The 25,998-nt window shown below is 67.8% G+C and carries 27 protein-coding genes; 11 read left to right on the forward strand and 16 right to left on the reverse strand.

All coding sequences use genetic code 11. The features are described from left to right. Positions 1-12 precede the first annotated feature (12 nt). From FCG67_RS04010 to dnaA, 7 genes are all read right to left on the reverse strand, one after another. Positions 13-1,119 carry a PDR/VanB family oxidoreductase gene (locus FCG67_RS04010; RefSeq protein WP_136907380.1) on the reverse strand — a complete coding sequence of 369 codons (1,107 nt, stop codon included), beginning with the start codon at positions 1,117-1,119 and terminating at the stop codon, positions 13-15. Between the two features lie 7 nt (positions 1,120-1,126). Further along, positions 1,127-2,026: a metal-dependent hydrolase gene (locus tag FCG67_RS04015; RefSeq protein WP_136907382.1), complete on the reverse strand. Its 900-nt coding sequence runs from the start codon at positions 2,024-2,026 to the stop codon at positions 1,127-1,129. A gap of 104 nt (positions 2,027-2,130) precedes the next feature. Beyond that, positions 2,131-2,718 carry a DUF721 family protein gene (locus tag FCG67_RS04020; protein WP_136907384.1) on the reverse strand — a complete coding sequence of 196 codons (588 nt, stop codon included), beginning with the start codon at positions 2,716-2,718 and terminating at the stop codon, positions 2,131-2,133. A gap of 40 nt (positions 2,719-2,758) precedes the next feature. Next, the gene (gene recF / locus FCG67_RS04025) at positions 2,759-3,949 is read right to left on the reverse strand and encodes a DNA replication/repair protein RecF (RefSeq protein ID WP_136907386.1); all 1,191 of its coding nucleotides are present in this window, start codon (positions 3,947-3,949) and stop codon (positions 2,759-2,761) included. Next, positions 3,950-4,861, reverse strand: coding sequence for a phosphogluconate dehydrogenase (NAD(+)-dependent, decarboxylating) (gene gnd / locus FCG67_RS04030; protein WP_342775451.1), 912 nt, complete (start codon positions 4,859-4,861; stop codon positions 3,950-3,952). Positions 4,862-4,895: 34 nt separating this feature from the next. Beyond that, a complete protein-coding gene (dnaN, locus tag FCG67_RS04035) occupies positions 4,896-6,080 on the reverse strand; it encodes a DNA polymerase III subunit beta (RefSeq protein ID WP_136907390.1) in 1,185 nt (394 codons plus the stop codon). Between the two features lie 744 nt (positions 6,081-6,824). Beyond that, complete coding sequence (gene dnaA / locus FCG67_RS04040; protein WP_246044830.1) at positions 6,825-8,405, reverse strand: chromosomal replication initiator protein DnaA; 1,581 nt, start codon at positions 8,403-8,405, stop codon at positions 6,825-6,827. Between the two features lie 592 nt (positions 8,406-8,997). On the opposite strand from dnaA, the gene rpmH reads away from it, so the two are divergent. Genes rpmH through FCG67_RS04065 form a run of 5 tightly spaced genes read left to right on the forward strand, consistent with a single transcriptional unit; the run spans position 8,998 to position 11,603 of the window. Then, positions 8,998-9,141: a 50S ribosomal protein L34 gene (rpmH, locus tag FCG67_RS04045; protein ID WP_077043345.1), complete on the forward strand. Its 144-nt coding sequence runs from the start codon at positions 8,998-9,000 to the stop codon at positions 9,139-9,141. Between the two features lie 21 nt (positions 9,142-9,162). Continuing rightward, entirely contained in the window at positions 9,163-9,540 is a 378-nt protein-coding gene (gene rnpA, locus FCG67_RS04050) for a ribonuclease P protein component (protein ID WP_077039933.1), read from the forward strand. Continuing rightward, positions 9,537-9,914: a membrane protein insertion efficiency factor YidD gene (gene yidD, locus FCG67_RS04055; protein ID WP_136907394.1), complete on the forward strand. Its 378-nt coding sequence runs from the start codon at positions 9,537-9,539 to the stop codon at positions 9,912-9,914. The genes rnpA and yidD overlap by 4 nt, the downstream gene beginning before the upstream one ends. 4 nt (positions 9,915-9,918) lie before the next feature. After that, the gene (gene yidC, locus FCG67_RS04060; RefSeq protein ID WP_077039935.1) at positions 9,919-11,001 is read left to right on the forward strand and encodes a membrane protein insertase YidC; all 1,083 of its coding nucleotides are present in this window, start codon (positions 9,919-9,921) and stop codon (positions 10,999-11,001) included. A gap of 20 nt (positions 11,002-11,021) precedes the next feature. After that, positions 11,022-11,603: a Jag family protein gene (locus FCG67_RS04065; RefSeq protein WP_136907396.1), complete on the forward strand. Its 582-nt coding sequence runs from the start codon at positions 11,022-11,024 to the stop codon at positions 11,601-11,603. A gap of 107 nt (positions 11,604-11,710) precedes the next feature. Here the strand turns inward: FCG67_RS04065 and FCG67_RS04070 are convergent, their stop codons facing one another. After that, a complete protein-coding gene (locus tag FCG67_RS04070) occupies positions 11,711-12,124 on the reverse strand; it encodes a hypothetical protein (RefSeq protein ID WP_136907398.1) in 414 nt (137 codons plus the stop codon). Between the two features lie 1,215 nt (positions 12,125-13,339). Further along, complete coding sequence (locus tag FCG67_RS04075; RefSeq protein ID WP_136907400.1) at positions 13,340-13,543, reverse strand: hypothetical protein; 204 nt, start codon at positions 13,541-13,543, stop codon at positions 13,340-13,342. A gap of 1,418 nt (positions 13,544-14,961) precedes the next feature. Between FCG67_RS04075 and rsmG the strand changes: the two genes are divergently transcribed. The 4 genes from rsmG to FCG67_RS04095 all read left to right on the forward strand — a co-directional run bounded on the left by rsmG (position 14,962) and on the right by FCG67_RS04095 (position 18,744). Then, positions 14,962-15,633: a 16S rRNA (guanine(527)-N(7))-methyltransferase RsmG gene (gene rsmG, locus FCG67_RS04080; RefSeq protein ID WP_136907402.1), complete on the forward strand. Its 672-nt coding sequence runs from the start codon at positions 14,962-14,964 to the stop codon at positions 15,631-15,633. Between the two features lie 67 nt (positions 15,634-15,700). Further along, the gene (locus FCG67_RS04085) at positions 15,701-16,705 is read left to right on the forward strand and encodes a ParA family protein (RefSeq protein ID WP_136907404.1); all 1,005 of its coding nucleotides are present in this window, start codon (positions 15,701-15,703) and stop codon (positions 16,703-16,705) included. After that, positions 16,702-17,832, forward strand: a complete 1,131-nt coding sequence (locus tag FCG67_RS04090) for a ParB/RepB/Spo0J family partition protein (RefSeq protein WP_136907406.1) — start codon at positions 16,702-16,704, stop codon at positions 17,830-17,832. Before FCG67_RS04085 ends, FCG67_RS04090 begins: the two co-directional genes overlap by 4 nt. 234 nt (positions 17,833-18,066) lie before the next feature. Next, on the forward strand, positions 18,067-18,744 hold the full coding sequence (locus tag FCG67_RS04095) for a GNAT family N-acetyltransferase (protein WP_136907408.1): 678 nt from the start codon (positions 18,067-18,069) through the stop codon (positions 18,742-18,744). A 32-nt stretch (positions 18,745-18,776) separates the two neighbouring features. Here the strand turns inward: FCG67_RS04095 and FCG67_RS04100 are convergent, their stop codons facing one another. The 4 genes from FCG67_RS04100 to FCG67_RS04115 form a co-directional block, all read right to left on the reverse strand. Beyond that, entirely contained in the window at positions 18,777-19,976 is a 1,200-nt protein-coding gene (locus FCG67_RS04100; RefSeq protein ID WP_097210756.1) for an N-acetylmuramoyl-L-alanine amidase, read from the reverse strand. Positions 19,977-20,094: 118 nt separating this feature from the next. Beyond that, the gene (trxA, locus tag FCG67_RS04105) at positions 20,095-20,418 is read right to left on the reverse strand and encodes a thioredoxin (RefSeq protein WP_072753054.1); all 324 of its coding nucleotides are present in this window, start codon (positions 20,416-20,418) and stop codon (positions 20,095-20,097) included. A 66-nt stretch (positions 20,419-20,484) separates the two neighbouring features. Continuing rightward, positions 20,485-21,474: a thioredoxin-disulfide reductase gene (trxB, locus tag FCG67_RS04110; RefSeq protein WP_136907410.1), complete on the reverse strand. Its 990-nt coding sequence runs from the start codon at positions 21,472-21,474 to the stop codon at positions 20,485-20,487. 44 nt (positions 21,475-21,518) lie between these two features. After that, positions 21,519-22,139 carry a TetR/AcrR family transcriptional regulator gene (locus tag FCG67_RS04115; RefSeq protein WP_136907412.1) on the reverse strand — a complete coding sequence of 207 codons (621 nt, stop codon included), beginning with the start codon at positions 22,137-22,139 and terminating at the stop codon, positions 21,519-21,521. 280 nt (positions 22,140-22,419) lie between these two features. Here FCG67_RS04115 and FCG67_RS04120 point away from each other — a divergent pair, with 280 nt between their 5' ends. Continuing rightward, positions 22,420-22,710: a hypothetical protein gene (locus FCG67_RS04120; RefSeq protein ID WP_136907414.1), complete on the forward strand. Its 291-nt coding sequence runs from the start codon at positions 22,420-22,422 to the stop codon at positions 22,708-22,710. Between the two features lie 8 nt (positions 22,711-22,718). On the opposite strand, the gene nox is transcribed toward FCG67_RS04120, so the two are convergent. Beyond that, positions 22,719-23,924, reverse strand: a complete 1,206-nt coding sequence (gene nox, locus FCG67_RS04125) for a 4,4'-dithiodibutanoate disulfide reductase (RefSeq protein WP_136907416.1) — start codon at positions 23,922-23,924, stop codon at positions 22,719-22,721. A gap of 94 nt (positions 23,925-24,018) precedes the next feature. On the opposite strand from nox, the gene FCG67_RS04130 reads away from it, so the two are divergent. Then, on the forward strand, positions 24,019-24,585 hold the full coding sequence (locus FCG67_RS04130) for a TetR/AcrR family transcriptional regulator (protein ID WP_136907418.1): 567 nt from the start codon (positions 24,019-24,021) through the stop codon (positions 24,583-24,585). Between the two features lie 12 nt (positions 24,586-24,597). Here the strand turns inward: FCG67_RS04130 and FCG67_RS04135 are convergent, their stop codons facing one another. Then, a complete protein-coding gene (locus FCG67_RS04135) occupies positions 24,598-25,347 on the reverse strand; it encodes a hypothetical protein (protein WP_136907420.1) in 750 nt (249 codons plus the stop codon). Positions 25,348-25,403: 56 nt separating this feature from the next. After that, positions 25,404-25,988: an RNA polymerase sigma factor SigM gene (gene sigM / locus FCG67_RS04140; RefSeq protein WP_097210762.1), complete on the reverse strand. Its 585-nt coding sequence runs from the start codon at positions 25,986-25,988 to the stop codon at positions 25,404-25,406. Positions 25,989-25,998 lie beyond the last annotated feature (10 nt).

The following is a 25,998-nucleotide window of genomic DNA, read 5'->3' on the forward strand; positions in this document are numbered from 1 at the left end:
TAGTCCTTACCGTCAGAGATCGAGGACCAGGAGCTCGGACCCGGTCGATCGGGACACACAGATCAGCATCGAATCCTCGCGCTCCTCGTCGGTCAGACGGGTCTCGCGATGGTCCGGCTCGCCCGAGATGACCCGGACCTTGCAGGTGCCGCAGAAACCCTGCTGGCACGAGTACCCGACCCCGGGCAGCCGCTGCTTGATCACCGACAGGGCGGATTCGTCGGCGGGCACTGCCAGTATCTCGCCCGTGCTCGCGAGCTGGACCTCGAACTCGGTTCCGTCCAAAACCGGTGGCGCACCGAATCTCTCGAAGTGCAGCGAGGTCGCGGGGCTGTTCACGAAAGCCCTCCGCACGGTCTCGAGCATCGGGGTCGGCCCACAGCAGTAGACGGCCCCGCCCGCGGCCGCACGACCCAGCAGATCCTCCTCGGTCGGGATTCCGTACTCATCGTCCGGTCTTACGAAAACCCTTGCAGGATCCCATGATTCGATCTCGTCCAGGAAAGGCATCGACTCTCGCGAACGGCCGGAGTAGACGAACTGCCAGTCCATCCCGATCTCGCGTGCGGCCCGCACCATCGCCACGATCGGTGTGATGCCGATGCCGCCCGCGATGAACAGCGCCTTTCCCTCACCGACGAACGGGAACCCGTTGCGGGGCCCGCGGACGGTCACCGTGGTACCCGGCTGCAGGCCGTGCATCTCGATCGAGCCGCCGCCGCCGTCCGGAATGGAGCGCACCGCGATGCGGTAATGGGTCCGGTCCGCCGGGTCCCCGCAGAGCGAGTACTGCCTGCGACGCCCGGACGGGAGGTGGAAGTCCAGATGGCAGCCGGGCTGCCACGCCGGCAGCTCGGCGCCGTCCGGTGCGGCGAAGGTCAGCGCCGCGACGTTCTCGTCCTGGGCCACGATCGTCCGGTCCGACACCACCAGGGTCATCGCGGTGTCCGGGTTGTGGCCGGCGTGCTCCGGCTTGTAGTCGAAGCGGGCCACCACCCCGAGGTACCTGTCCACGACCGAACCGAGGATCGACATCACCCGGTCGTTCCGATCGCGTCCGCGCAGGTCCCGCGGCCTGCCCTCGATGCTGCGTGCCCGTTCCGCGCTCATCGTCGTCATCGCGGCGCTACTTGGCCGCGGTCTGGGCGGCGGGCGAGGAGGCGAGGTAGGCGACGGCCTGCGCGGTGGATCCCTCCTGCGACGGGTGGTACGAGCGGCTGAAGTAGCGGCCCATCCGCACGGCGAGCTCCCTCGGGCCGGGCAGGACGCCTCGCCTGCCCGCGGCCAGGTAATCGGAGAGGTGCGGCTTGCGCCGGTGCGGCGCCCACTGGGCGAGCTCGGGGTCGTTCGCCATCAGGAACCGTGTGCCCCGAACCCAGAGGTACACGATCGCCGGGGTGGCCACGAGCTGGGTGCGGAGACGTCGGGATTCACGCTTGTCGAAGTAGCGCATCAGGTCATACGCGACGCTGCGGTGCTCGACCTCCTCCGATCCGTGCCAGCGCAGCAGGTCGAGCATGGTCGGGTGCGGATTCGCCCGGTCCAACCCCTTGGCGTTGAGCACCCAGTCGCCGAGGAAGGCGGTGATGTGTTCGATCGCCGCGATCAGGGCGAGGCGCTCGATCAGGTAGTTCTCCTTGCGCCGGGCGGTGAACGGCCGCGGTCCGAGCAGCCGGAAGAACACCCATTCCATCTGGGACGTGAAGGGGGTGGGATCGAGGCCCTGCTTCTTGAGGTGCTCGAGGACGCCTGCATGCGACTGCGAGTGCATGGCCTCCTGGCCGATGAAGCCGGCGACGTCGTCCCGCAACTTCTCGTCCTCGATCAGCGGCAGCGCTTCCTTGAACGTCTCGACGAACCAGTCCTCCCCCGCGGGGAGCAGCAGGTGCAACACGTTGAAGACGTGGGTGGTGAACGGATCCCCCGGGATCCAGTGCATCGGCAGGTCCGACCAGTCGAACTCCACATCACGGGCCTGCAAAAGGATGTGATCCGGCTCGGTGAGGTGCGCGCTCTCGATGGACATCGGAATCTCCTCCGGCACCCGATCCCGGGATGCCTGTGACACGGGTCATTCACTGTATGGCGAAGTAACCGTAACACGGAGTTATACGTACATCTAGGGGTCGATCAGCCGTAGGTGTCCCGCGGCCCGCGGCCCTTGATGTGCCGTTCCCCCTTGCGCCAGCTCGGAGCGCTCGGGCCGGTGATCCGCAGGCTCGTCACGATCCCGTCGCCGACCGCAGCGGCGATCTTCGCCAGGATCTGGGACTGCATCATCCGCAGCTGGGTGGCCCAGGCCGTCGACTCGGCGGAAATGCTCAGCACGCCCTCGCGCAGCGCGACCGGTTCCGCATGCGCCGAGATGTCCTCGCCGACCACCTGCGGCCAACGGCCGAGGACCGTGCCCTCGGCCACCCGCGGCGACCAGCCCCGGTTCTTCGCGACCAAGCCCGTCAACGCCCCGAACGGCTGCGGATCCCGTCCGTCCGGCCCCGCGCCCGACCAGCCCCGTCGACCGGTGCCGGCTCGCAGCCGCGGCTTCGGCGAGGACCTGCCCTGCCCGACGGACTTCCCACTCGCCTTCGCGGCCGCGCGCGCCTCTTCCAGCGCCCGCCGGGCGAGGTCGATTCCGCGCAGCTCGGGCACCGGTTCGGCGCTCGCGGGCTGCGCCGGTTCCGGCCCCGCACCCCCGGCCGGGGTCGACTCGTCTGTCATCCGTGCTCGCCTCCGTTCGTCCGTCGATGATAGGGGCAGCTCACACGAGTCGTGAGATTCTCCCGGCCGCGGTGCTGACCGCCTCGATGCCGAACCGTCGCGCATCCAGTTCGGCGGGCACGTCCTCCGCGACGGCCGCGGTGATGAGTACCTGCTCCGCATCCGCCGCCACCGCGGCCAGCGCGGTCCGCCGGGTGCGGTCGAGCTCGGCGAAGACATCGTCGAGCATCAGCACCGGATCGGCGCCGTCGGCGCGCAACAACGCGAACGCCGCGAGCCGCAGCGAGAGGGCGAACGACCAGGACTCGCCGTGACTGGCGAAGCCCTTGGCCGGCTGATCGCCGAGATGGAGCTCGAGGTCGTCGCGGTGCGGCCCGACCAGACACACCCCGCGATCGATCTCGCGCTGCCTCGACACGGCCAGCTCGTTGAGGAAGCTCGCCTCGAGCAACTCGGTGTCGTCCCTGATCCAGTGGTGGTCCGGATCGACGAGCTCGGGCGGCATCGAGTCGCCGAGGCTGCTGCGGTAGCGGATCGCCGCCGGCCGGGACTCCGGGGCGATGCCGCGATAGGAGCTCGCGACATGCGGGCCCAACTCGGCGACCAACCGCAACCGGCCTGCCAGCAGTTCGGCCCCGTGCGCCGCGAGATGCCCGTCCCAAACATCAAGGGTAGCAAGGGCACTCGCTCCGTCGGTGGATCGGGTGCCGCGCCGTAACGCGCCGCCCGCGGTCTTGAGCAGGGCTGATCGCTGCCGCAGCACCTTCTCGTAGTCCGCCTTGACCGCGGCCATCCGTGGCAACCGGGAGCAGAGCAGTTCGTCGAGATAGCGGCGCCGATCCCCCGGGTCGCCCCGCACCATGGACAGGTCCTCGGGCGCGAACAGCACGCTCCGCAGAACGCCGAGGATCTCGCGCGGACGCCGCAGCGGCGATCCGTTCATCCGCGCGCGGTTGGCCCGGCCGTCGTTGATCTCGAGGTCGATCGCCAGCTCGCGGCCGTCGTTGACGACCGCCGCACCGATCTGGGCCTGGGTCGCGCCCGCCCGGATGAGCGGAGCATCGGTGGATACCCGGTGCGAGGACAGCGAGGACAGGTAGCCGAGTGCCTCGAGCAGGTTGGTCTTGCCGTGCCCGTTCGGCCCGACGAACAGGGTCACCCCGGGTCCGGGTTCCAGCGCGATGGCGTCCCAGGAACGGAAATCCCGGAGCGTGAACTTACGAACGAACACCTATCCGGATTCCGACACCCGCTGTACCGCGTGACCACCGAACTGGTTGCGCAGCGCCGAGACGGCCTTCATCGCGGGCGAGTCCGACTGCCGCGAGGCGAACCGGGCGAACAGCGCCGCGGAGATCACCGGGGCAGGCACGGCATGGTTGATCGCTTCCTCGACGGTCCAGCGACCTTCGCCGGAATCCTCTGTGTAACCGGAGATTTCAGCAAAATTGGGGTCTTCGTCCAGTGCCTTGACCAGGAGATCGAGCAACCAGGAACGGACGACGGTGCCTTTGGTCCAGGCCCGCAGGACGCCGTGCACATCGGTGACCAGGTCCTCCGCCTCGAGCAGTTCGAAGCCCTCGGCATAGGCATGCATCAGGCCGTACTCGATGCCGTTGTGGATCATCTTCGAGTAATGCCCGGCGCCGACGGGGCCGGCGTGGACGAATCCATCCGCCCGCTCACCCTCGGGCCGGAGGGCATCGAAGATCGGCATCACTCGGGCGACATCCTCGTCCGAGCCGCCGACCATCAGGCCGTATCCGTTCTCCAGACCCCAAATGCCACCGGACACACCACAATCGAGGTACCCGATGCCGTGTTCGGCCAGTAGGTCGGCATGGATCTTGTCTTCGGTGAAGCGGGAATTGCCGCCGTCGATCACCAGGTCGCCGTCGTCGAGGACGGTGGCCAGCGCCGTGATGGTCTCGCGGGTCACCGTGCCGGAGGGGACCATTACCCAGACCACCCTGGGTGCCTGCAGCGCGCCGGCCAGTGCGGCCAACGACTCGACGTCGGTCACCTCGGGACGGGGGTCGTAACCGATCACCTCGTGACCGTGCGTGCGCAGTCGATCGCGCATGTTGAAACCCATCTTGCCCAGACCGACCAGTCCCAGCTGCATTGTTCGGTGTCCCTTCACTCGCGGTCGGTGCTGCTACGGCGGCCTTTCCGGGTCAGCCGGGCAGGCGGACGGGCATCAGCAGGTAGGTGTAATCGGTTTCGGGCGCAGCGAACGTGCCGGATTCACTCGGCACCGGCTCCTCTTCGGGGGCCGGTCTCAGCACCGCGGGCCTGCTGGGAGTGGTGAACCCGAACGAGACCCGTTCGGTGTGCAGCGAACCGAGGCCGTCGATCAGGTACCCCGGGTTGAAGGCGATGGTGAGGGGTTCGCCCAGGAACTGTGCCTCGAGCGCCTCCTCGGCGCGGCCGGCATCATCGCCACCGGCGGCGAGCAGCAGTCCGTCCGCGGAGAACTGCATCCGGACCTGGGCACCCCGCTCGGCGACGAGGGACACACGCTTGATTGCCTCGACCAGCGGCGTCACCTCGACGGTGGCGATGGCGGTGTGCTCCGTCGGCAGCAGCTGGCGGAACTTCGGGAACTCGGCGTCGAGTAGGCGGGTGGTGGTGCGCCTGCCCTCGCCGACAATTCCGAGCAGACCCTCGGATCCGACCGAGGAACCCACGCCAAATGCCAGCTCAACGGGCGAACTCGAGACTCCACCAAGGGTTTTCGCGGATTCGGAGAGGGTTTTCGCCGGGATCAGGACGGCCGCGGAGGTGTCGGGGTTCGCCGGGGTCCACTCGATCTGCCGGACCGCGAGACGGAACCGGTCGGTCGCCGCGAGCACCACGTTGGTGCCCTCGATCTCGACCCGGATGCCGGTCAGCATGGGCAGGGTGTCGTCCTTGCCCGCGGCGATCGCGACCTGGCTGATGGCCTCGGAGAAGACGTCGACCGGCAACGATCCGGTCTGCTGTGGCAGTTCAGGCAGCTGGGGGTAGTCCTCGACCGGCATTGTGGGCAGCGAGAACTTGGCGCTGCCACAGGAAATGAGAACTCGGGTGCCGTCGACGGTGACGTCGACCGGCTTCGCAGGCAGCGAGCGGGTGATGTCTGCGAGCAGCTTTCCGGAGACCAGGGATTTTCCTGGAACGGAGACCTCGGCGGAGATCCGGACCTGCGCGGAAACCTCGTAGTCGAAGCCGGAGATCGTCAGACCCTGGTCGTCGGCCGCGATCAGCACACCACCGAGAACAGGTACCGGAGGCCTGGACGGGAGGCTGCGGGCCACCCACGCGACGGAATCCGCGAAATCCTCCCGAGCGACACGAAACTTCATACTTCCAAGCTCCATCGCTCGGCTGATCCTCTCCGTAGGCATGGATATCTGCGGATGCCAGCAGTGTGACACGGCAGAAGCACACCGTATGCCCTTCGCGGCGAAGTTGAAAGCCGAAAGCCACGCCGGAACCGGGGTCAGCCGGCCGGTTCGGTTGGGTGTGAGCAGCCGTGGTCCACAGGACCTGTTTTCAAAGAGCGAATTACAAGTAGAGATCAGCAGTAGTAATAGGCACTGTGGATTCTGTGGACGAAGTGTGTAATCCGCTGGTCCGCCGGTGTGGCGCCGTGGGGATCAGTCCAGGTACGAAACGTGGACAGATGGGGGTCCGCTGTGGATGAGATTTTGTTGTTCACGACTCGGTCCCGGTTCATCCACAGGTTCACGGGGTTGTCCACAGGTTTGTCCACAGGTGTGAGTAGTTTTCATGAAGATCACAAAAGACGGCGAGTCGTGGGCGCGGCGGGTCCGAGGACAGGCCACGGGAACGGTCGAATGCGTCGAGGCGGCTGAATTACCGGTTCGGTGGAGGGCTGTCATTCCGGCGACGACACGGAACTGCCCGGGTGACACGAATCCGGCAGATAAAGGTGTGGGGCGTGCGACCCCCTGCGGCGCACGCCCCACCTATAACGATGGTCGTCATCGTGGGGGCGGGGCGCACGCGTAGTGCACTACCTGTTCCGCGGCCGGACTACCTGCGGGTGCCGTGCGGGTAGTCCGGCTTTCGCTCGCGACGCCGCCGTGGCGGGACGAGCGTCAGCGCTTGGAACGCTGTTTGACCCGGGCCGTCAGCTCCTGGACCTGGTCGTATACCTTCCGGCGTTCGGTCATCTCCTTGCGGATCTTCTTGTCCGCGTACATCACCGTGGTGTGATCGCGGCCGAAGGTCTGACCGATTTTCGGTAGCGAGAGGTCGGTCAGCTCGCGGCACAGGTACATCGCGATCTGTCGGGCCTGGGCGAGCGGGCGGGCCTTGCCGGGACCGCACAGGTCCTCGATGCTGATGGTGAAGTACTCGGCGGTCACCGCCATGATGGTCGCCGCGTTGATCTCGAGACTCGTCGAATCCGGCATCAGGTCGCGGAGGACCACCTCGGCCAGGGTCAGGTCGAGCGGCTGCCGGTTCAGCGACGCGAACGCGGTGACGCGGATGAGCGCGCCCTCGAGTTCGCGGATGTTGCGCTCGATCCGGCTGGCGATCAGCTCGAGGACGTCGTGCGGCACGTCGAGGCGGTCCATCCGCGCCTTCTTGCTGAGGATCGCGATGCGCGTCTCGAGCTCGGGCGGCTGGACATCGGTGATGAGGCCCCACTCGAACCGGGTCCGGAGTCGGTCTTCCAGGGTCGCCAGCTGCTTCGGCGGGCGGTCCGAGGACACAACGATCTGCTTGTTCGCGTTGTGGAGGGTGTTGAAGGTGTGGAAGAACTCCTCCTGGATACCCTCCTTGCCCTCGATGAATTGGATGTCATCGACGAGCAGCACATCGGTCTCGCGGTACCGGCGCTTGAAGGCGACCTTGCGGTCGTCACGGAGGCTGTTGATGAAGTCGTTGGTGAATTCCTCGGTGGAGACGTACTTGACCCGCATCCCGGGGAACAGCCGCTGCGCGTAGTGACCGGCGGCGTGCAGCAGGTGGGTCTTGCCCAGACCCGAGGCACCCCAGACGAACAGCGGGTTGTAGGCACGGGCGGGCGCCTCGGCGATGGCGACCGCGGCGGCGTGGGCAAACCGGTTCGACGCGCCGATGACAAAGGTGTCGAAGGTGTACTTCGCGTTCAGGCTGTTCCCGCCGGAGGCGGCGGGAGCGTCGGCGGGCGGCTTGGTGAAGTACGAGGGCCACGATTCGTTGACGCTTGCGATGGCCTCGCGGTCCTCGTCGAACTCCTCGTAGTCCAGCGTCTCGGAATCGGACGACTCGGACTCGGCCGCGCTGAGCCGCCGGCGGCGGAACGTCGGCACGCTGGGGGTGGACGGCTCGCCCGACGCCTCCTCGGCGACCGGTGGCGTCGGGGAGGCGGGTGCGACCGAAACCGATTCGACCGGGTCGGCCGACGGCGGCGCGATCCGGACACCGAGTCCTTCGACGCCCGCGGCGATGTGCCGGTTGAGTGCCTGCAGGATCGGTTCGCGCAGGTCGCGCTCGATCGCCTCCTGGACGAAGGACGACGGGACCGAGAGCAACGCGAATCCCTGTGCCAGGGTCAGCGGACGCACCAGCGCCAGCATGGCCTTCTGCGCCTTGGTCAGCTGCGGCCCGCCTTCGGGGGGTTCATCCGACGTCAACTCGGTGAGCACATCCACCCAGACCTGTTCCAGGGTGATTGCTTCCTCGGTCAACTCGTCCCTCCCCACATCGGTGTGGGAGGGAGACATACAGGGCTCATCACGATGTTGGCCGAGCTCTCCCACCCTGGGGATAACTTCCCCGCACAGAGATACGAATATGCCACCTGATCTGTAATTCCACACAATTATCCACAGATGTGGATAAAGCACAGGGCTGTGAGTAGAGGCCGCCCCTTGCGCGGTTGATCTTGAACTGCACGTACCTCACCTGCGACGATGGCCGCGGTCGGCCGATCCTGTCGTTCGGCCGAGGGGCGGTGTCCGGGCCGATTCGCGGATTCGTGCGTGTTAGTTGGCTTACAGGGCCGGGCCGCGGTGGTTGCGGTTCGGGCGGGCGGGTCGACGGCACACTCGGCGGTCGAACACAAGCATCCTCGGGGGCGTGGCGTGTCCCTGGGCGTCCGGGTTTGACCTTGCGTCCGGCGCTGCGTACCCTCGTACAGTCACCCGAAGTCGAGGTGGCGGTTGCCTGCTGGCCATCTCGGTCTGCTGGTCATCCGCCGGGATTTCGTCGCCGGGGACCACCAAATTTCAGTTACAGATGGCGTCGAACGGCGCCGATTATCTATGAGGAGTGTTCACCGTGGCCAAGGGCAAGCGGACGTTCCAGCCGAACAACCGACGCCGCGCGCGTGTTCACGGCTTCCGTCTCCGTATGCGTACCCGTGCCGGGCGCGCCATCGTTTCTGCGCGTCGCCAAAAGGGCCGCGCTACCCTCACCGCCTGATCCAGACTTCGGGAGCTCGGGGTGCTACCTGAGCCGCACCGGTTGCGTCGGAAGGCGGACTTCGCGTCCACCGTTCGGCGAGGTCAGCGGGCGGCCCGGCGAGATGTGGTTGTCCACGCTCTCGCCGGGGCGAATGCTGACGCACTGGTGAGTGACCCGGGTCCGCGATTCGGACTGGTGGTAAGCAAGGCTGTCGGGCCGGCGGTGATTCGACATCGAGTCGCACGCCGGCTTCGTCATATCTGTGCGGGCCTCGTGCACGAGATGCCCGAGGGTGTCAACGTGGTGATCCGTGCGCTTCCCGGCGCCGCGACCGCGTCCTCCGCGGACCTGGACCGGCAGTTGAGGTCCGGTCTTCGTAAACTCAACCTTCTTGTCAGCGTGGGTAATTCGGTATGACCGAAGCTTCTGGTGGCCCCCCGTCCTGGTGGACGGCGGTGCGGCGTGCCCCCGCGCGAACACTCATCTTCGTCATCGAGCTGTATCGCAGCTATGTGTCGCCCCTGCGCCTGCCGACCTGCCGGTTCACCCCCACCTGCAGCGAGTACGCGGTCGACGCCCTGCGTGAGCGCGGAGTCGTGATCGGCCTCGGACTGACCACGGTGCGCCTTCTCAAATGCGCGCCCTGGCACCCTGGAGGCTGGGATCCTGTTCCGTCGCGCAGGCCCCGTCGTGAGGAAACCCTTGCGACCGTCGGTGCCGCGCGATCCGGTAGAGATACTGGCAAGCAACCCCACTGTCTGATCGAAGTGGACGAACAGAGGAGTACATAGAGCCGTGCTCGACTTCATCTACTATCCGGTGTCCGGGATCCTGTGGGTCTGGCACAAGGTGTTCGGCGCGATCCCGTTCCTGGGGCCGAACAGCGGCATCACGTGGGCGCTGTCCGTCATGTTCCTCGTGTTCACGCTGCGTGCCATTCTGTACAAGCCCTTCGTCAAGCAGGTGCGCACCACCCGCCAGATGCAGGAGCTGCAGCCCCAGATCAAGGCGCTGCAGAAGAAGTACTCCAAGGATCGCCAGCGGATGGCGCTGGAGATGCAGAAACTGCAGAAGGAACACGGCTTCAACCCGATCATGGGTTGCCTTCCGGTACTGCTACAGGCCCCCGTCTTCATCGGCCTGTTCCACGTGCTCCGTTCGTTCAACCGCACCGGCACCGGCTACGGCCAGCTCGGCATGTCGGTGGAGGAGAACGCCAACACCGCGAACTACTTCTTCAGCCCCGCAGACGTCCAGTCGTTCCTCGAGGCCCGACTGTTCGGCGCGCCGATCTCGGTGGCCATCACCACGCCCCAGGCACAGCTCGAGACGTTCGGTCAGTACGGCACCGTCCCGACCGTGCTCAACATCGCGGCCGTCGCGATCCCGCTGATGGTGATCGCGTCCATCGCCACGCACTTCAACTCGCGTGCCTCGGTTGCCCGGCAGAGCGAGGCCGCCGCGGCCAACCCGCAGTCCGCGATCATGAACAAGCTTGCGCTGTGGGTCTTCCCGCTCGGTGTGCTCGTCGGTGGTCCGTTCCTGATGATCGCCATCCTGCTGTACTGGGTGGCCAACAACATCTGGACCTACGCGCAGCAGCACTTGGTCTTCCGTCGCATCGATGCGGAGGAAGAGGAGAAGAAGAAGGCAGCGCTCGAACGTCGCGCCGACAACGCACCGAAGCCCGGTGCACGACCGGACCAGGCGAAGAAGCGTAAGTCCGCGACCGTGGCCGAGTCCTCCCCCGACACCGAGCCGGCAGATGAGGCCGACGCGGGTAGCGGTACCGCCGCGGCCCCCGGCCAGGCCCCGAAGCCGGGGGCGCGCCCGCAAGGAAATCGCGGCAAGACCACCAAGCCCAAGCGCAAGCGCTGATTCAAGGAAAGTAGACGACGATGGCGAATGATCCGGAAATCGGACAGGACGGGGTAGACGAGGTCGTGTCGGACGTGGTGGTCGAGACCGAGCGCGAGGTCGTGGAGCCCGAGGTCGTGGAGTCGGAGGCAGTCGATGCCGAGGACGAGCTGATCGAGGAGGGCGAGATCGCGGGTGACTACCTCGAGCAGCTGCTCGATGTCCTCGATTTCGATGGCGACATCGATCTCGACGTCGAGGGTGACCGCGCGATGGTCAGCATCGACGGCGGTGACGACCTGTCGAAGCTGGTGGGCCGCAAGGGTGAGGTCCTCGACGCACTGCAGGAACTGACCCGCCTTGCTGTGCAGCAGGTGACCGGCGAGCGCAGCCGGCTGATGCTCGACATCGCGGGTTGGCGTGCGGGCCGTCGGACCGAGCTCAGCGAGATCGGCGTCGCGGCGGCGAAGCGGGTGCTGGAGTCGGGCGAGCCGGAGTCGCTGACGCCGATGACCCCCTTCGAGCGCAAGATCGTGCACGACGCCGTCGCCAAGATCGACGGCGTCTCCAGCGAGAGCGAGGGCGCCGAGCCCTCGCGCCGTGTGGTCGTTCTCAAGGATTGATCGGTCCGCATCGATGGATGTGGCCTGACGTTGATGGGTCCCCGCTTCCGAGCGGGGGCCCATCGTCGTTTCCCGGCCTCCAGGTGCGGGCTGAGCGCCCGAATTCCCTAGGGTGCCACCGGATTATCATCCGGGACGGCGGGCGGCATACCGGACCCGTAGGGATCGAGAATCGCGGCGACGTGCTTCCCCCACCGCTCGTGCGCAGACTGGCGCGTCATCCCCGTCGCGCGCCCGATGGTGGCCCACGTCGCCCCGCAGCGCCGCAGGCTCATCACCGTCTCGACGGAATCGATCCCGGCGCCCAACTGGATGCGGAGACAGGCGAGTTGCCACGCGAGTTGCCTCTCGGCGGGGATGTCGGTCCCCTCCTCCGCCAGCCACTCGTCGGATCCGGGAAGAGGACCGGTCCCCACGATGAGGTCGGCCTGGTGACCGGCCTCCAGGACGCCGGCTGCGACCACCGCCTCGGAGGCGCCCCCGACGTCTGCCGTGACTGCCCTGTCGATGAGATCGCTCATCCGTTTTCGCCTTCCAGAGCGGGTACCTGATGTCAGGATGATCCTGACATCGGCGACTGCTGCTTGTCAAGATCTACCTGACGTCATTGCGAGCTTCGGGTGGCGCGCCCGTCGTGCACCAACCGGCGGTGGGCAATGATTCGGCTCGCGCGGTCGATTTTTCGGGTTCCATCCCACGTCTCGGCCACCACGGCCCTTTCGTCACGCTGACGAATCTCGTCACGGCGGTACCGTTCGCCCCTTCTCCCCCGCCGGGCATTCCGGGCCCGTTCGGTGCTGATCCGATCCTCGGCGAGGGTCGCTCCGGTGACGCCGTGTCGGTGTCCTGCGGGGCGGGCCGGTGCACCCTTCGCCCCTCGATGCGGGTGGACGATCGTCTGGTCATTCGGTCTGACGGACCCCGCGAGTAGGAGGTGCCACAAGTTATCCACACTCGGTGGATCAATCTGTTGGTGGATTGCGTTCCCCGTGGTCCGGGGCTCGCCGCGGATCGGTTGCGCGGCGATGAGTCGGGCCGTCGCAGTCCTTTCCGCGCACCGAGGATGTCGTGATCCGCGGCCGGATCGCCGACCGTTTCACGTGAAACGCGAGGGTGGCAAATCGGGCTTGCGCCGCGCGTTGGTTCGGCAGCGGACCCCTCCCCTCCCCCACCGGGAGGCCGGGCTCCGGCTCCCCGGGGCCCGACGTGTCGGGACCGCCGCCGGGCGGCCCGGTTCTCTCGCTCGGCCATCCCTTGGCCCCGGGATCGACGGGACACGTGCGGCTGCCGGCCGCGGGAAGCACTCCCCTCCCCCGCGCCGCGGGAACAGCTGTGTCGTCCGCAGTGCCGATCGGTCGCGCCCGATGGGAGCCGCCCAGTCGGCGATCGACTCTGCCTCGTGCCCGGGACTGGTCGGGATGGAATCCTCACCGGTCCCGATCGGCGATGCGGAGTACGTAACTCCGCGAGGTGAGGGCCGGACCGAAGGGCTGGATCGGGGGCGGCGGAGCGCGCGTCGGTCTCGGTCAGAATGCGGCATCGGGCATTCGGCGCGATTCCTGGTTGCCAGGCAGCTGCCCCACAAGGCGACATTGCTGTGTGGGTCCAATTCGCCTGCCGGCGTGCTCGTTCCCGACCCTGCGTGTGTCCGGGTGACGGAATACGGACAAGACGTGGGTCCGGCGGAGATCTTGATTGCTCGGGTTCACGTGAAACATCGAGATCGAACCCGTGAGTCAGATGGTGCGGGAGGCGGGCGTCGATCGCGGATCCAGGCCTGATGTGGTGACGCCGCGCGACGAACCGAGACGGGTGTCCCCCCGCCGCGCCTCTTCACCGGAGCGGCCAGTCGGCGGACGGTCGGTCGAGGTGACCTCCGCGCGGGCGTCCGGCGCCGGGACGTCGCCGATCCCGCGCCAGGCGCGCGGCGGATGTTTCACGTGAATCCCTCCGCCCCGATTCGGACCACGAACGAGCTGCGTCCCGCGCGGCGAACGACGGGCGATCCGCGCACGATGGCGACTGCCGATCGTCGAATGGCCCGACCACTGCGGTGCGCGTTGACCGAGCGCCCGGCACGTGCGCGTCGTCGACGGCACCCGGCGAAACCGGGGCGGGGCGTCTACTGATGTGATCACCCTCGTCGCGCCCGGGCGGCGGATCGTGGCGATCGAGAAATCGGGAGCAGCGTGGATGTTCGCCCGACCCGAAGCGACTGGTGTTCTGGCGACCGGCCCGATGTTTCACGTGAATCCGCGCACGACCGGCCTGCCTCGGTCGTTCGGTTGCGGGCGCTACCGGGTTCCGGACGCTCGGATTCGTCCCAGCCGGTCCTCCATGCCCGGGGCGCCTGATCTCCCGGCAGATCGCGTCGGCAACTGCTGCCGGGAGATTGGATGGAATCCCGCACGCTTCGCAGCCGCGAAGTCGAGGTTCGGCTGAGCTGCAGTCGTTGACCTCACGTGGGCCGGCCGTCGGGCGGGCGGCGTCCCTAAACGCCCCCTGTCGCGGCATCCGGAAGTTTCACGTGAATCCACCGACGGGTCGGAATCCTCCCCGGCCGAGGGGCGAAGTGTGGTGCGAGAGGCCGGACAGTGTCGCCGCTACTCGGGTGGGCCCGAGGCATCCACCCGAGGCGAGGCATCCAGGTGGTCGTGCGCGGATAGCGTGACGGGCGCCCGGCCGAGGCGATCCGGATTCACGTGAAACATTCGAACCGTCCAGCGGAGTGGAACCGAGAACACGAACCGCCCCGCTCCCCCAAGTCGCTCGAACGCCGCCACATCGATCGCCGGGATGCGATCAGCGCTCGTGTCCGCCACTCGAACCGCGATCGGTTCGAGCACGCATCCGCGCTTCTGCCCCGTACTCGACCGCCAGGGGGGGCGCGCGAGACGCCCCGGCCCGTCCGCCCCGTGCCGGTGCCCGGCGCCGTCCGCCCAACCCCACGCGGAACCCGATTCCGGGTCCGCGTGTGGTTCTGCCCTCTTGGAGGATCTGGGAAGCCACTCTCCTAGCCGCGGTGTCGGCGTCGATCCCGCCGGGGCGAGATGACCTCAGTCGCGTGATCGTCTGCGAGCGGGCCAGGTCGCCCCTCCCCTCCCCCGGTCTCCGGGCGGGCCGATCCTCGGCGTCTTCCCCGCGAATCCCGCCCGGGGTGGCCGTGTGCCCATCGGCGGTGCCGGTTCCGGGGCGCAGTGGGGCTGTCGTCCGAATCCCAATTCGGCGCCGCGCTGACATCCGGACGGACCTGAGTGACGCACTCCCCGCTTCCGGCGGCGCGTAATCCGGCCTTCGCGCCCGATGCGGTGCAGAATCACATCGTCAGGGTTTGGGGAATCGCGGGCATCACGGGAGGATGTTTCACGTGGAACACATCGAGTCCGAGGACCTGCCTGACGCCGCTCGCACGATCTTCGGAGACCGCCTCGAACTCGCCGCGAAGTACCATCTTTCGCTCGCCACCGACGGCGTAGAGCGCGGCCTGATCGGCCCTCGGGAGGTCCCCCGGCTGTGGGAGCGACACCTGCTCAACTGCGCGGTGATCGGCGAGCTGATCGAGGAGGGTGAGTCGGTGGTGGACGTCGGCAGCGGCGCCGGGCTCCCCGGCATCCCCCTGGCAATTGCGCGCCCCGATCTCCGGATCACCCTCGTCGAGCCGCTCCTGCGACGATCGGTCTATCTCGCCGAGTTCGCCGAATCGGTCGGGCTGGACATCCTCGTCGTGCGCGGTCGCGCGGAGCAGCCGGGCGTGATCAAGGAGGTCGGGGGTGCCGATGTCGTGACCTCGCGCGCGGTCGCTCCCCTGGAGAAGCTTGCGCGGTGGTCGATTCCGTTGATTCACGAGGGTGGTCGGATGCTCGCCATGAAGGGTTCCAGTGCGGCCGAGGAGATTTCCCGGGATCGCGCTTCCCTAACCCGCATGGGTGCTGGCAAGCTAGAGATCGTCGAGTGCGGTGTCGACCTTCTTCCCACTCCGACCACTGTGGTTCGGGCGGAGCGTGTCTCCCGGCGATCTCATCGCCGATGACGGAGTCACCGCGCGCTCGTGTGCGAATGCGACGATCCAGCAGGCAAGTCCAGTGAAGGAGCAATCTATGTCGGGTGGACCCGAATCAACTGTTTCACGTGAAACAGCTCACGACGCCTCGAGTTCCACCACCGACAACAAAGAGAATCCGTATGCGGCCCCCGCCGCCGCGTACGCAGGCATCTCCCCGCTGGATACCCCCATCGGTGCCGCAGCACAGCGGGCCAGCCAGGTTCTGCATCCGCACACGGTGACCCTCCCCCGGCCGAAGACCCGTCGGATGCTCACCATCGCGAATCAGAAGGGTGGGGTCGGCAAGACCACGTCGGCGGTGAACCTGGCGTCGGCCCTGGCCGTGCAGGGGCTGCGGGTTCTCGTCGTCGACCTCGACCCGCAGGGCAACGCCAGCACCGCGCTGGGCGTACCGCACCACTCGGGCACCCCGTCGAGCTACGAGCTGCTGATCGGTGAGGTCACCGCCGCCGAGGCCATCCAGCAGAGCCCGCACCACGAGGGACTGTTCTGCATCCCGGCGACGATCGACCTCGCGGGCGCCGAGATCGAACTGGTCTCCATGGTCGCGCGCGAGGGTCGGCTGAAGAATGCGTTGTCCGAGAAGGCGCTGGCCGCGATCGATGCCGACTTTATCCTGATCGACTGCCCGCCCTCGCTCGGGCTGCTGACGGTCAACGCCCTCGTGGCTGCGAACGAGGTCCTGATCCCCATCCAGTGCGAGTACTACGCACTCGAGGGTGTCGGTCAGTTGCTCCGCAACATCGAGCTGGTGCAGTCCCATCTGAACCCCGACCTGCACGTGTCGACAGTGCTGCTGACGATGTACGACGGTCGCACCAAGCTGGCGGATCAGGTCGCCGAGGAGGTGCGCAGGCACTTTGGCGACAGGGTCCTGCGCGCCGTCATCCCACGCAGCGTGAAGGTGTCGGAGGCGCCCGGTTTCGGGATGACCGTCCTCGACTACGACCCGGGTTCGCGGGGCGCAATGAGCTATCTCGACGCCGGGCGGGAACTCGCAGCACGGACCGCAACGACCAACTCGCAGGAGCAGCAGTGAGCCAGAGAAGCAAGGGCGGACTCGGGCGGGGCCTCGCCGCGCTGATTCCCACCGGTCCTGAGGCGGGACCGCGCCTCGGAAGCGCGGCCGCCGACGTCATCATCGGCAATGCGACCGCACCGATCGCGGTGAAGCCGGCGCCGGTCATCGAGGCGCCCGAGGCTCCGGAGACCCCCGAGGCGCCGGCGAAGCAGGAGGCCCCCGCGAAGCAGGAGAAGTCGGATCCGCCGACCACTGCGACGCCGTCCACCGATGCTGCGGTCACGCCGCCGGTCAACGGCGCTGAGGTGGCGGACGGACCCGACCTCTCCCCCGTCGGTGCCGTGTACCGCGAGATCGATGCGGCCCAGATCGAGCCGAATCCCAAGCAGCCCCGCCACGTCTTCGACGAGGAAGCCCTCGGCGAGCTCGTCCACTCGATCCGCGAGTTCGGCCTGATGCAGCCCATCGTGGTCCGCCGGGTCGCCGCCGACCGCTACCAGCTCGTCATGGGCGAACGCCGGTGGCGGGCCAGCCAGGAGGCCGGGCTCGAACGGATCCCCGCCATCGTGCGGGAGACGAACGACGGGTCGATGCTTCGCGACGCGCTGCTGGAGAACATCCACCGGGTGCAGCTGAACCCGCTCGAAGAGGCCGCTGCCTATCAGCAGCTCCTCGAGGAGTTCAACGTCACCCACGACGAGCTGGCCACCCGGATCGGTCGCTCTCGACCGGTGGTGACGAACATGATCCGGCTCCTGAAGCTGCCGATCCCCGTGCAGCGCCGCGTCGCCGCCGGGGTGCTCTCGGCCGGCCACGCCCGGGCGTTGCTGTCCCTCGAGGCGGGTCCCGGAGCACAGGAACAGCTGGCCGCCCGGATCGTGGCGGAGGGCCTGTCGGTGCGCGCCACCGAGGAGGCCGTCACGCTCGCGAACCGGGAGGGCGAGCCGGAGCCGGCACCCGCCGCCAAGCGCAAGCCGATTCAGATGCCCGGCCTCCAGGATGTCGCGGAACGGCTCTCCTCCTCTTTCGACACCCGCGTGACGGTGAGCCTGGGCAAGCGGAAGGGCAAGATCGTCGTCGAATTCGGCTCGGTGGAGGATCTCCAGCGGATCGTCGAGATGATGGAGTCCCAGTCGCCCGGATAGGTCGGATTCTCCGGGTACAGACACCCGCGGGCGATACGTCACTGTGACAGTACGGCCGCCGTGCCGCGGGTGTCTGACTCCGGGACCACCGAAATCCCTTGTGTGCAAGTAGCTTTGGGATCTCGTCCAGTGAAGGACGCCGTCCGGACGCGGATCGCCTATCCTGGATGACAGAGAACGTGTCACGCGGGGGCTCACAGCCTCCGCAGTAGGTGTTTTGGAGGCGGAGTCAGGGTGTCGATGCGCATCAGCCCGCTCACCCTCGACGGTTTCGATCTACTCCCCCGTCATTCCCGGCGGTGTGTCTTCTGGGAGATGGACCCGGCCGCCGTTCGCAGCTCCCGAGACTTCTCCGATCCCGAGTTCGAGAAGGAAGCCTGGCTGTCGATGGTCATGCTGGAGTGGGGATCCTGCGGTCAGGTCGCCACCCTCGACGGCACCCCCGCCGGCTGCGCGCTCTACTCGCCGCCCGGTGTGGTGCCGCGCGCCAAGCTCTTCCCCACCTCCCCCGTCAGCCCGGACGCGGTCCTGCTGACGACGATGCGGCTCGAACCGGCCGCGGAGCTGGACGGGGTGGGTCCGAGTCTCATCCAGGCCGTGGTGGGCGATCTGGTTCGTCGTGGCGTGCGTGCTCTCGAGGCATTCGGGATCCGCGATCTGCAGGACGATCCGGTGGCCGGACGGCGCGGCCAGGAATGCACCCCTGCCGATTGCATGATCGATGCCGAGTTCCTCACCGACATGGGATTCGAAGTGGTTGCCGCGCATCATCGCTACCCGCGGATGCGGCTGGAACTCACCCGTGATCATGGGTGGAAGGCTGACGTGGAGTCGGCATTGGAGCGGCTGCTCGCGGTGGCGTCGCTGACCATGACCGACATCGAACAGAAGTCGACCGTCGGGGTTCTCTGACCGCGTCGCTCACGTACGGCGACGGCGACTCCCTAGGCCTGGTCGGCCTTCGAGAGCTCCTCGGCCAGCAGTTCGGCGAAGGTGAATGTGCCGGTGGGCTGATCGTCCTGCCCGAGTAGGTAGAGGCGCTTCACCGCGATCAGGATGGACTCCGCGATGATGTCGCGGTTGCGCGGATTGGCGAGCACGCTGACATCGGATTCGTTTGTGAGATAACCGATGTCGACCTGCACGGTCGGCATGTTGGTCAGCCGCAACAGATCCCAGGTGCGGCCGTGGGTCCGGCAGTCCTGCAGCGAGGTCCGGGCCACGATCTCGCGCTGGATGAAGCTGGAGAGAACCTGTCCGATCCTCGAGGTGGCACCGTGCGAATTCCCGAAGTGGAAGCTGGCCACGCCATTTGCGTGCGGGCTGGTGCTGGCCGAGCACCGCAGCGAGATCATCAGGTCCGCCTCGAACGTGTTGGACGTTTCGGCGCGCTGTGCGGGCGACGGGTTCTGGTCGTGTGGGCGGGACAGGAATGTCTCCATGCCGGTCGCCGCCATCCGGCCCTCGAGCCGGCTGGCCAGGTCCCAGAGGATGTCGGACTCGGTGATCGGACCGAACGCCGAGTCGAGCACGATGCCGGTCTCGCCGCCACCGAGGTCGGGGTCGATCACAATCCGCTTGCCGCTGAGCTGCGGGCCGGAGCGGCGGACCAGCTCCTCCTCGGTGATGGCGTGCGGCGAGCCGCCCGTGACCCGGGTGCCGAGCAGATCGAGCGACCGCAGCGTCTGCGGGCCGCAGATGCCGTCGGAGGCGATGCCGATCTCACGCTGGAACGACGACAGACCCTCGTGGGTCTGCGGGCCGAAGTAGCCGTCGACGCGGCCCGGGTAGAAGCCGAGGTCCTGCAGCTTGGTCTGCAGCGCCGCCACGTCGTCGCCGTACAGCGGCGCGGACAGCTGGTAGATCAGCGTGCGAGCGCCGAGCCGGTACGAGGCCTCCTTGAGCGACCGGTAGGTCGCGGTGCCGACCACTCCGTCGACCAGCAGGCCTCGCTGCTGCTGGAAGGCCCGCACGGCGCTGTCGAGGTGGTGGTCGAACACCGCGTCGGGCGCGATCCACTGCGAACCGTTGATCGCCTCACGGGAGGTGATGGACACCCCGTTGTGCAGGAAGCCGAGCGTGGAAAGGGTGCCTCGAACCTCAGCAACGGCGGGACCGTGGTCGCCGTGACGGAGTCGATGCATTCTTCCCGGCCCTTTCGTCAGTTCCTGACGGCGCACCAAGGCGCCGCGCGTCGCACGTGTCGATCGATTGTCGCAGAAGCCCCCGAGAAACAGTCAATCTCGGGGGCTGCGATGTGACCTACAGGACGTCGGACAGGTCCTTGAGCAGGGCGGCCTTGCCCTTGGCTCCGACGATCTGCTTCACCGGCTTGCCGCCCTGGAACAGGATCATCGTGGGGATCGACATGACCTGGAAGTCGCGCGCGGCGGCCGGGTTCGCGTCGATGTCGAGCTTGGCGACGGTGAGCTTGTCACCGTGCTCGCCCGCGATCTCTTCGAGGACGGGGGCGACCATCTTGCAGGGGCCGCACCAGGTCGCCCAGAAGTCGACGAGGACCGGCTTCTCGGAATCGAGGACGTCCTGCTTGAAGGAGTCGTCGGTGATGGTGATCGTGTTGGACATGGTGGTCTCCTCGGGTGGCTGGTCGGGGTACGCGGGCGAATCAGGCCTCGCGGGCTACTCGGGACATCACGCCTCGACGGCGACGGGCACGCCGGCTGCCTCGAGGGTGTTCGCGGTGATGTCGCCGCGCTCGGCGAGCCAGCGCTCGGCGTCGATCGCCGCGGAGGCGCCGGTGCCCGCCGCGGTGATGGCCTGGCGGTAGGTGTGGTCGACCAGGTCGCCCGCCGCGAAGACACCCTCGAGCGAGGTGGCGGTGGTCGGCGACTGCACGCGGACGTAGCCCTCGTCGTCGATGTCGACCTGGCCCTTGACCAGCTCGCTGCGCGGGTCGTGGCCGATCGCGACGAACAGGCCGGTCACGGGCAGCGTCGACTGTTCGCCGGTGACGGTGTCGCGCACGACCAGGCCGGTGACGCTGTTCTCGCCGACGACCTCGATCGGTTCGGCGTTGGTGACGAAGCGGATCTTGTCGTTTGCCTTGGCGCGCTCGAGCATGATGCGGGAGGCGCGGAACTCCTCGCGGCGGTGCACCAGGGTGACCGAGCGGGCGAACCGGGTCAGGAAGGTGGCCTCCTCCATCGCGGAGTCGCCGCCGCCGACCACGGCGATGTCCTGGTCCTTGAAGAAGAAGCCGTCGCAGGTGGCGCAGGCGCTGACGCCGCGGCCGAGCAGCCGCTCCTCCCCCTCGATGCCGAGGTAGCGGGCCGCGGCGCCCATCGCGAGCACGACCGCGTGCGCGTAGTAGGTCTCGCCGTTGGCGACGACCTTCTTGACCTCGCCGGAGAGATCGATCTCGTCGACGTCCTCGGTGCGGATGTCCGCGCCGAAGCGCTTGGCCTGCTCACGCATCTCGTCCATCAGGTCCGGGCCCATGATGCCCTCGCGGAATCCCGGGAAGTTCTCCACCTCGGTGGTGGTCATCAGGGCGCCACCGAACTGGGTGCCCTCGAAGAGAAGGGGTTCGAGCTCCGCTCGAGCGGCGTAGACGCCTGCCGTGTATCCGGCGGGTCCGGAGCCGACGATGATGAGGTCGCGGACCGAGGTCGGAGTAGTCATGCGGGCCTTCCGAGGTAGTGGACGTTATGTGCGTCAACAACAGCCTAAGGGGTGTTGTTCCCGCTGTTCGTGGGTATGCCGCGGGCGGCGGCACGCTCGACGTACGGCGCGATCAGTTCCTCCGTGCGCTCGCGGACGGCCGCCACGTCGGCGCCCTTCTCCAGCTGACGGGTCGCGGCGTGCACCACCGCGTTGATCAGGTCTGCCATGGCGGCCGGGTCCTGCGCACCGAGTTCGGCGAGGGCTTCGGCCAGCGGGGCGATCAGCTGCCGGTGCATCGCGGCGCTGGACTCCGCGATCACATCGCGGGGCGCGATCGAGGCGATGGCGGCGGCGATGGCGTGTTCGCCGTCCGCGACCAGATCGAGGTTCGCGCGTACATAGGCGAGCACCCGCCGGTCCGGGGCACCCGCCTCGGCCATCGCGGCCTCCACCCGCTCCGACCAGCGCGGGAAGGCGTCCTCGATCAGGGCGGTGAGCAGGTGCTGACGGGACCGGAAGTACTGGTACATGCTCGAGCGGGCCAGCCCGGCCCTGGCCGCGACCTCGGCAAATCCGGGGATCTCGGTGGCCCCCTCGGCGAGCACCGCCCGGGCGGCGTCGAGTAGCGCGCGCTCCTGTGCCTCGCGGTGTTCGGCGACGGTGGGCGCGGTGATCCGGGGCACCGGTTCTCCCTTCGCCCTGTGCGTCCGCTGCTGCGGGCCGTACATCAGCCGGTCACGATCTACGCGGGACATCGTAATCGTGCCGCTCCGGAGGCCTGCGTCGACCGGCGACCCGGCCTCTCGCCGTCGCCTCCGTGCCCGCGACCGTCCGCCGTCGTCGCATCGATTTCCACCCTGTGATCTCTGTACAGGAGGCCCGGTTCGGGGGCATCCTGATCGTGAAGCCCGCTCGTAGGGTCACCGGAGGTCCGTCATTCCTTTCCAGACCGCAGCTCGTGCAGTGCTCGTCTCCATCGCCGCGATCGTTATCACCGTCGCAGGCAGCGGCGGGGCGGGGGCGACTGTGTCCGGCACCGACCAGACCCCGTCGTCGCCCGCCCCCACCCCCACCGAGCAGGAGCCGGGGACCGCCACTCGGTACGTGAGCAAACCCCCGGACAACCCCGGCGACCAGGCCTACTGCAACCTGCAGGCCGACCGGGCGAACGCCATGGCTGACAGCGATCCGACGAGTGCGAAGTGGATCGTCGAGTCAGCCAACTCCAACGGTTGCAAGATCGTCGAGGCCTGACGGCCCGCTCAACCGATCAGCTGTTGCGCCTCGCGCACCACGCAGCGGGTGCCCGTGTAGATGGTCGGCATGCACTTGTTGCAGTGGATGCAATGGCCCTCGGTCGCCGTCTCGTCACGAAACCTGTTGATCAGATCGGGTTCTCGTAGCAGCGCCCGTGCCATCGCGACGAACTCGAACCCCTCGTCGAGAGCGCCGACGATGGTGTCCATCCGATTGATGCCCCCGAGCAGGATCAACGGCATCGACAGGATCTCTCGGAATTGGCGGGCGAACGGGAGGAAGAAGGCCTCCTCGAAAGGGTAGGTCGGGAACAGGTGCGGCCCGTACACTTTGAGTCCGAGACCGACCAGCTTCGGTTGCGACGCAACGAATTCCGCCATCGGAACCTCACCGCGGAAGAAATACATGCCGTTGAGGAGGGAGCTTCCGCCGGTCAGCTGCAACGCGTCGAGGTGCCCGTCGGATTCGAGCAGCTTCGCGATCTGCATGCTCTGGTCGAGCCACAGTCCCTTCGGTACCCCATCCGACATGTTGAACTTCGCGGTCACCGCGACCTTGTCCCCCGCGGCGGCCCGGACCCGTTCGATCACCTCGCGCGGGAACCTGGCCCGGTTCGCGACGCTGCCGCCGTAGCCGTCCTTGCGCTTGTTCAGGTTGGGGCTCATGAAGGAGCTCAGCAGGTAGTTGTGGCCGAGGTGCACCTCGATGGCGTCGAACCCGGCCTCGACCGCAACCTTCGCCGAGCGCTCGAAGTCCGCGGTCACCGCCGCCAGCTGGTCCGGCGTCGCGCCGCGCACCAGACCCATTGCGGGAGCGCTGATCCGGGTGGAGGGAGCCAGGGTCGGTTGCTTGTTCGACAGCGTGTTGGCGACCAGGCCGGCGTGGCCGATCTGGGCGGCGGCCAACGCGCCCTCGGCGTGTACGGCGTCGGTGAGCCGGGTCAGGCCCGGCAGGCTCGACTCGTCGAGGACCAGAGTGTTGCGATGGACTCGGCCGCCCTCAGACACCGCGCAGTACGCCACCGTGGTGAGCGCCGCTCCCCCTGCGGCCACCGCTCGGTGGAACTCGATGAGCTCGTCGGAGACGGCCCCGCGTGGCATCACACCCTCGAAGGTGGCGGCCTTGATGATCCGGTTGCGCAGGGTGAGCGGGCCGAGCCGGGCGGGCTCGAAGACGCGCGTCGCGCTTGGCGTCTCGTTCGGGGAGGTCATGTCGGATCCTTGCGTCGCAGAATTACGATGCCACCGGCCTCGTAATAGGACACGGTATAGCCCCGAGGCCGGACATGGAAGAGAATTCGGGGCAATGACTAAAACCGGATCGGGTCGGCCGCGGGACCCACAGATCGATGCCGAGGTGCTCGCGGCCGCTCGCGAGCTGCTGGTCGACGTCGGATTCGACCAGCTCAGCATGCGCGCGATCGCGGCGAGGGCCGGGGTGAGCCGGGCGGCGATCGACCGTCGATGGGACTCGAAGGCGCAGCTCGTGCTCGACGCGGTACTGGGCGTGACCCCGGACCTGACCCCGTTCGCGGGGGCCGATCGGGAGGGATGGATCAGGTGGGTGGTGACCGGGAGTTCAGAGCTGTTCCGCCGGCCTGAGGTGCGGGAGGCGGTGCCGGGACTGCTCGCCACGTTGCGCGATCAGGAGGATCTGCGTAACACGCTGTGGCGGGGTTTCAGCGGTCCCAGCAGCGCGCTGTACGCCGAGTCCTCCGGTCCCGGCGACCAGCTGGATGCGCGCGCACTTCTGGTCCTCGGGGCCGGGGCGGCGCTGTTCCTGTCGCTGATCGCCGTCGAGGAGGACACCCAGGAGATGCGGGAGCGGGTGCTGCAGATCCTGCTGCCGGTCGCGCGGGGCGAGCAGGGGTGATTGGCGCGGCCGTCAGCCGATGTCGCTGCGTGCCAAGGTTTCCGGGCGCGATTCCGTGCAGTCGGCACCGACCACCAGTGCGGTGATCTGCGGCGGTCGCGGGCCCGCGAACAACATCAGGATGCCGCGGATCCCCCGGATCCGCACCGGGCCGGACCCGAGCAACGGGGTGGCCGGATCGACGCCGTTGGCGCGCAGGCAACCGGCGAGTGCGTCGGGGGTGGACAACGGGCCGAGCGACGACCGTCCCATCATGATGAGGGCGGCGCCGGGGGTCAGATCCGCACCCAGATCCGGCTCGTTGGAGCGGGGCAGGAACGGCTGGGCCATGGTCGGTGCCGGTGCTTCGGGATCCTCGTCGAACACTCCTGCCCCGAGGGCGATGCCCCCTGCCAGCAGCAGGATCGCGGCGGCCGCGGCGACGGGGATCCACGCCCGCCTGCGTCGCGGGTGGTCGGCGAGGGCAACCACGGGGACCGTGTCGACCGGGGCCGGGGCGCCCTCGGCTGCCAACGCCGCGTGAATTCGCTCGAGCACCTCCGGGGGCGCCGGGGGTGCGGGGGTGTCGTCCGCACGAAGCTCGGCGAGCCGGGTGCTGACCGAATCGAGGGCGGCGAGGACTTGTCGGGCCTGCGGGTCGCTCGCCACCGCGGCGCCGAGGCGTGCCTCGAACGGGGGGTCGAACAGCCCTGCGTGCAGGTCGGCGATCAGTTCGGGGTCGAAAGGGGGCTGCAGGAGCGCTTCATCACCCTGACCGACCATGTCACCTCCCTGCTGAGTCCTCGAGCCTTATGGGCACGTCATTATGATTAGACCCCTCAAGGATGGATTTGGTTCCGCTCATTCTGCAAATATTTCAACTGCTGGGCCAGCTTCAGCCGTGCCCGGGCGCAGCGGCTCTTGACGGTGCCCTCCGGAACCCCGAGTAGTGCCGCCGCCTCCGTGACCGAATACCCCTCCAGGTCGACCGCCACCACGGCGGCCCGCTGCTCGGGCGACAGCGTGAACAGGGCGGCGTCGATGGCCATCGCGGTCTCGCAGTCGTCCATCGGGTCGCGGGGGCGCGCCGGTTCCTGGTGGTCGTCCTCCAGTGGCACGGTCGGTCGAGCCCGGTTGCGGCGGATCCGATCGAGACACGCATTCACCACGATTCGGTGCAGCCAGCTGCGCACGGCCGCATCCGCCCGGAACGACGCCGCCGTCCGGTGGGCGGACAGCAACGCCTCTTGGAGCGCGTCAGCCGCGTCCTCCGGCGTGTAGCTGGTCCGCTTCGCCGTCTGCCACAAATGGTCCTGATGTCTGCTCAACAACTCAGCAAACGCGCGTGCGTCCCCCGACGCGTGCGCTGCCAGGAGCTCGGCATCAGACATGCCAGCCCCGGCGACCCCCCTATAGATTCGCACGAGAAATGCT

The sequence above is a fragment of the Rhodococcus oryzae genome (assembly GCF_005049235.1).
Lineage (GTDB): Bacteria > Actinomycetota > Actinomycetes > Mycobacteriales > Mycobacteriaceae > Rhodococcus_G > Rhodococcus_G oryzae.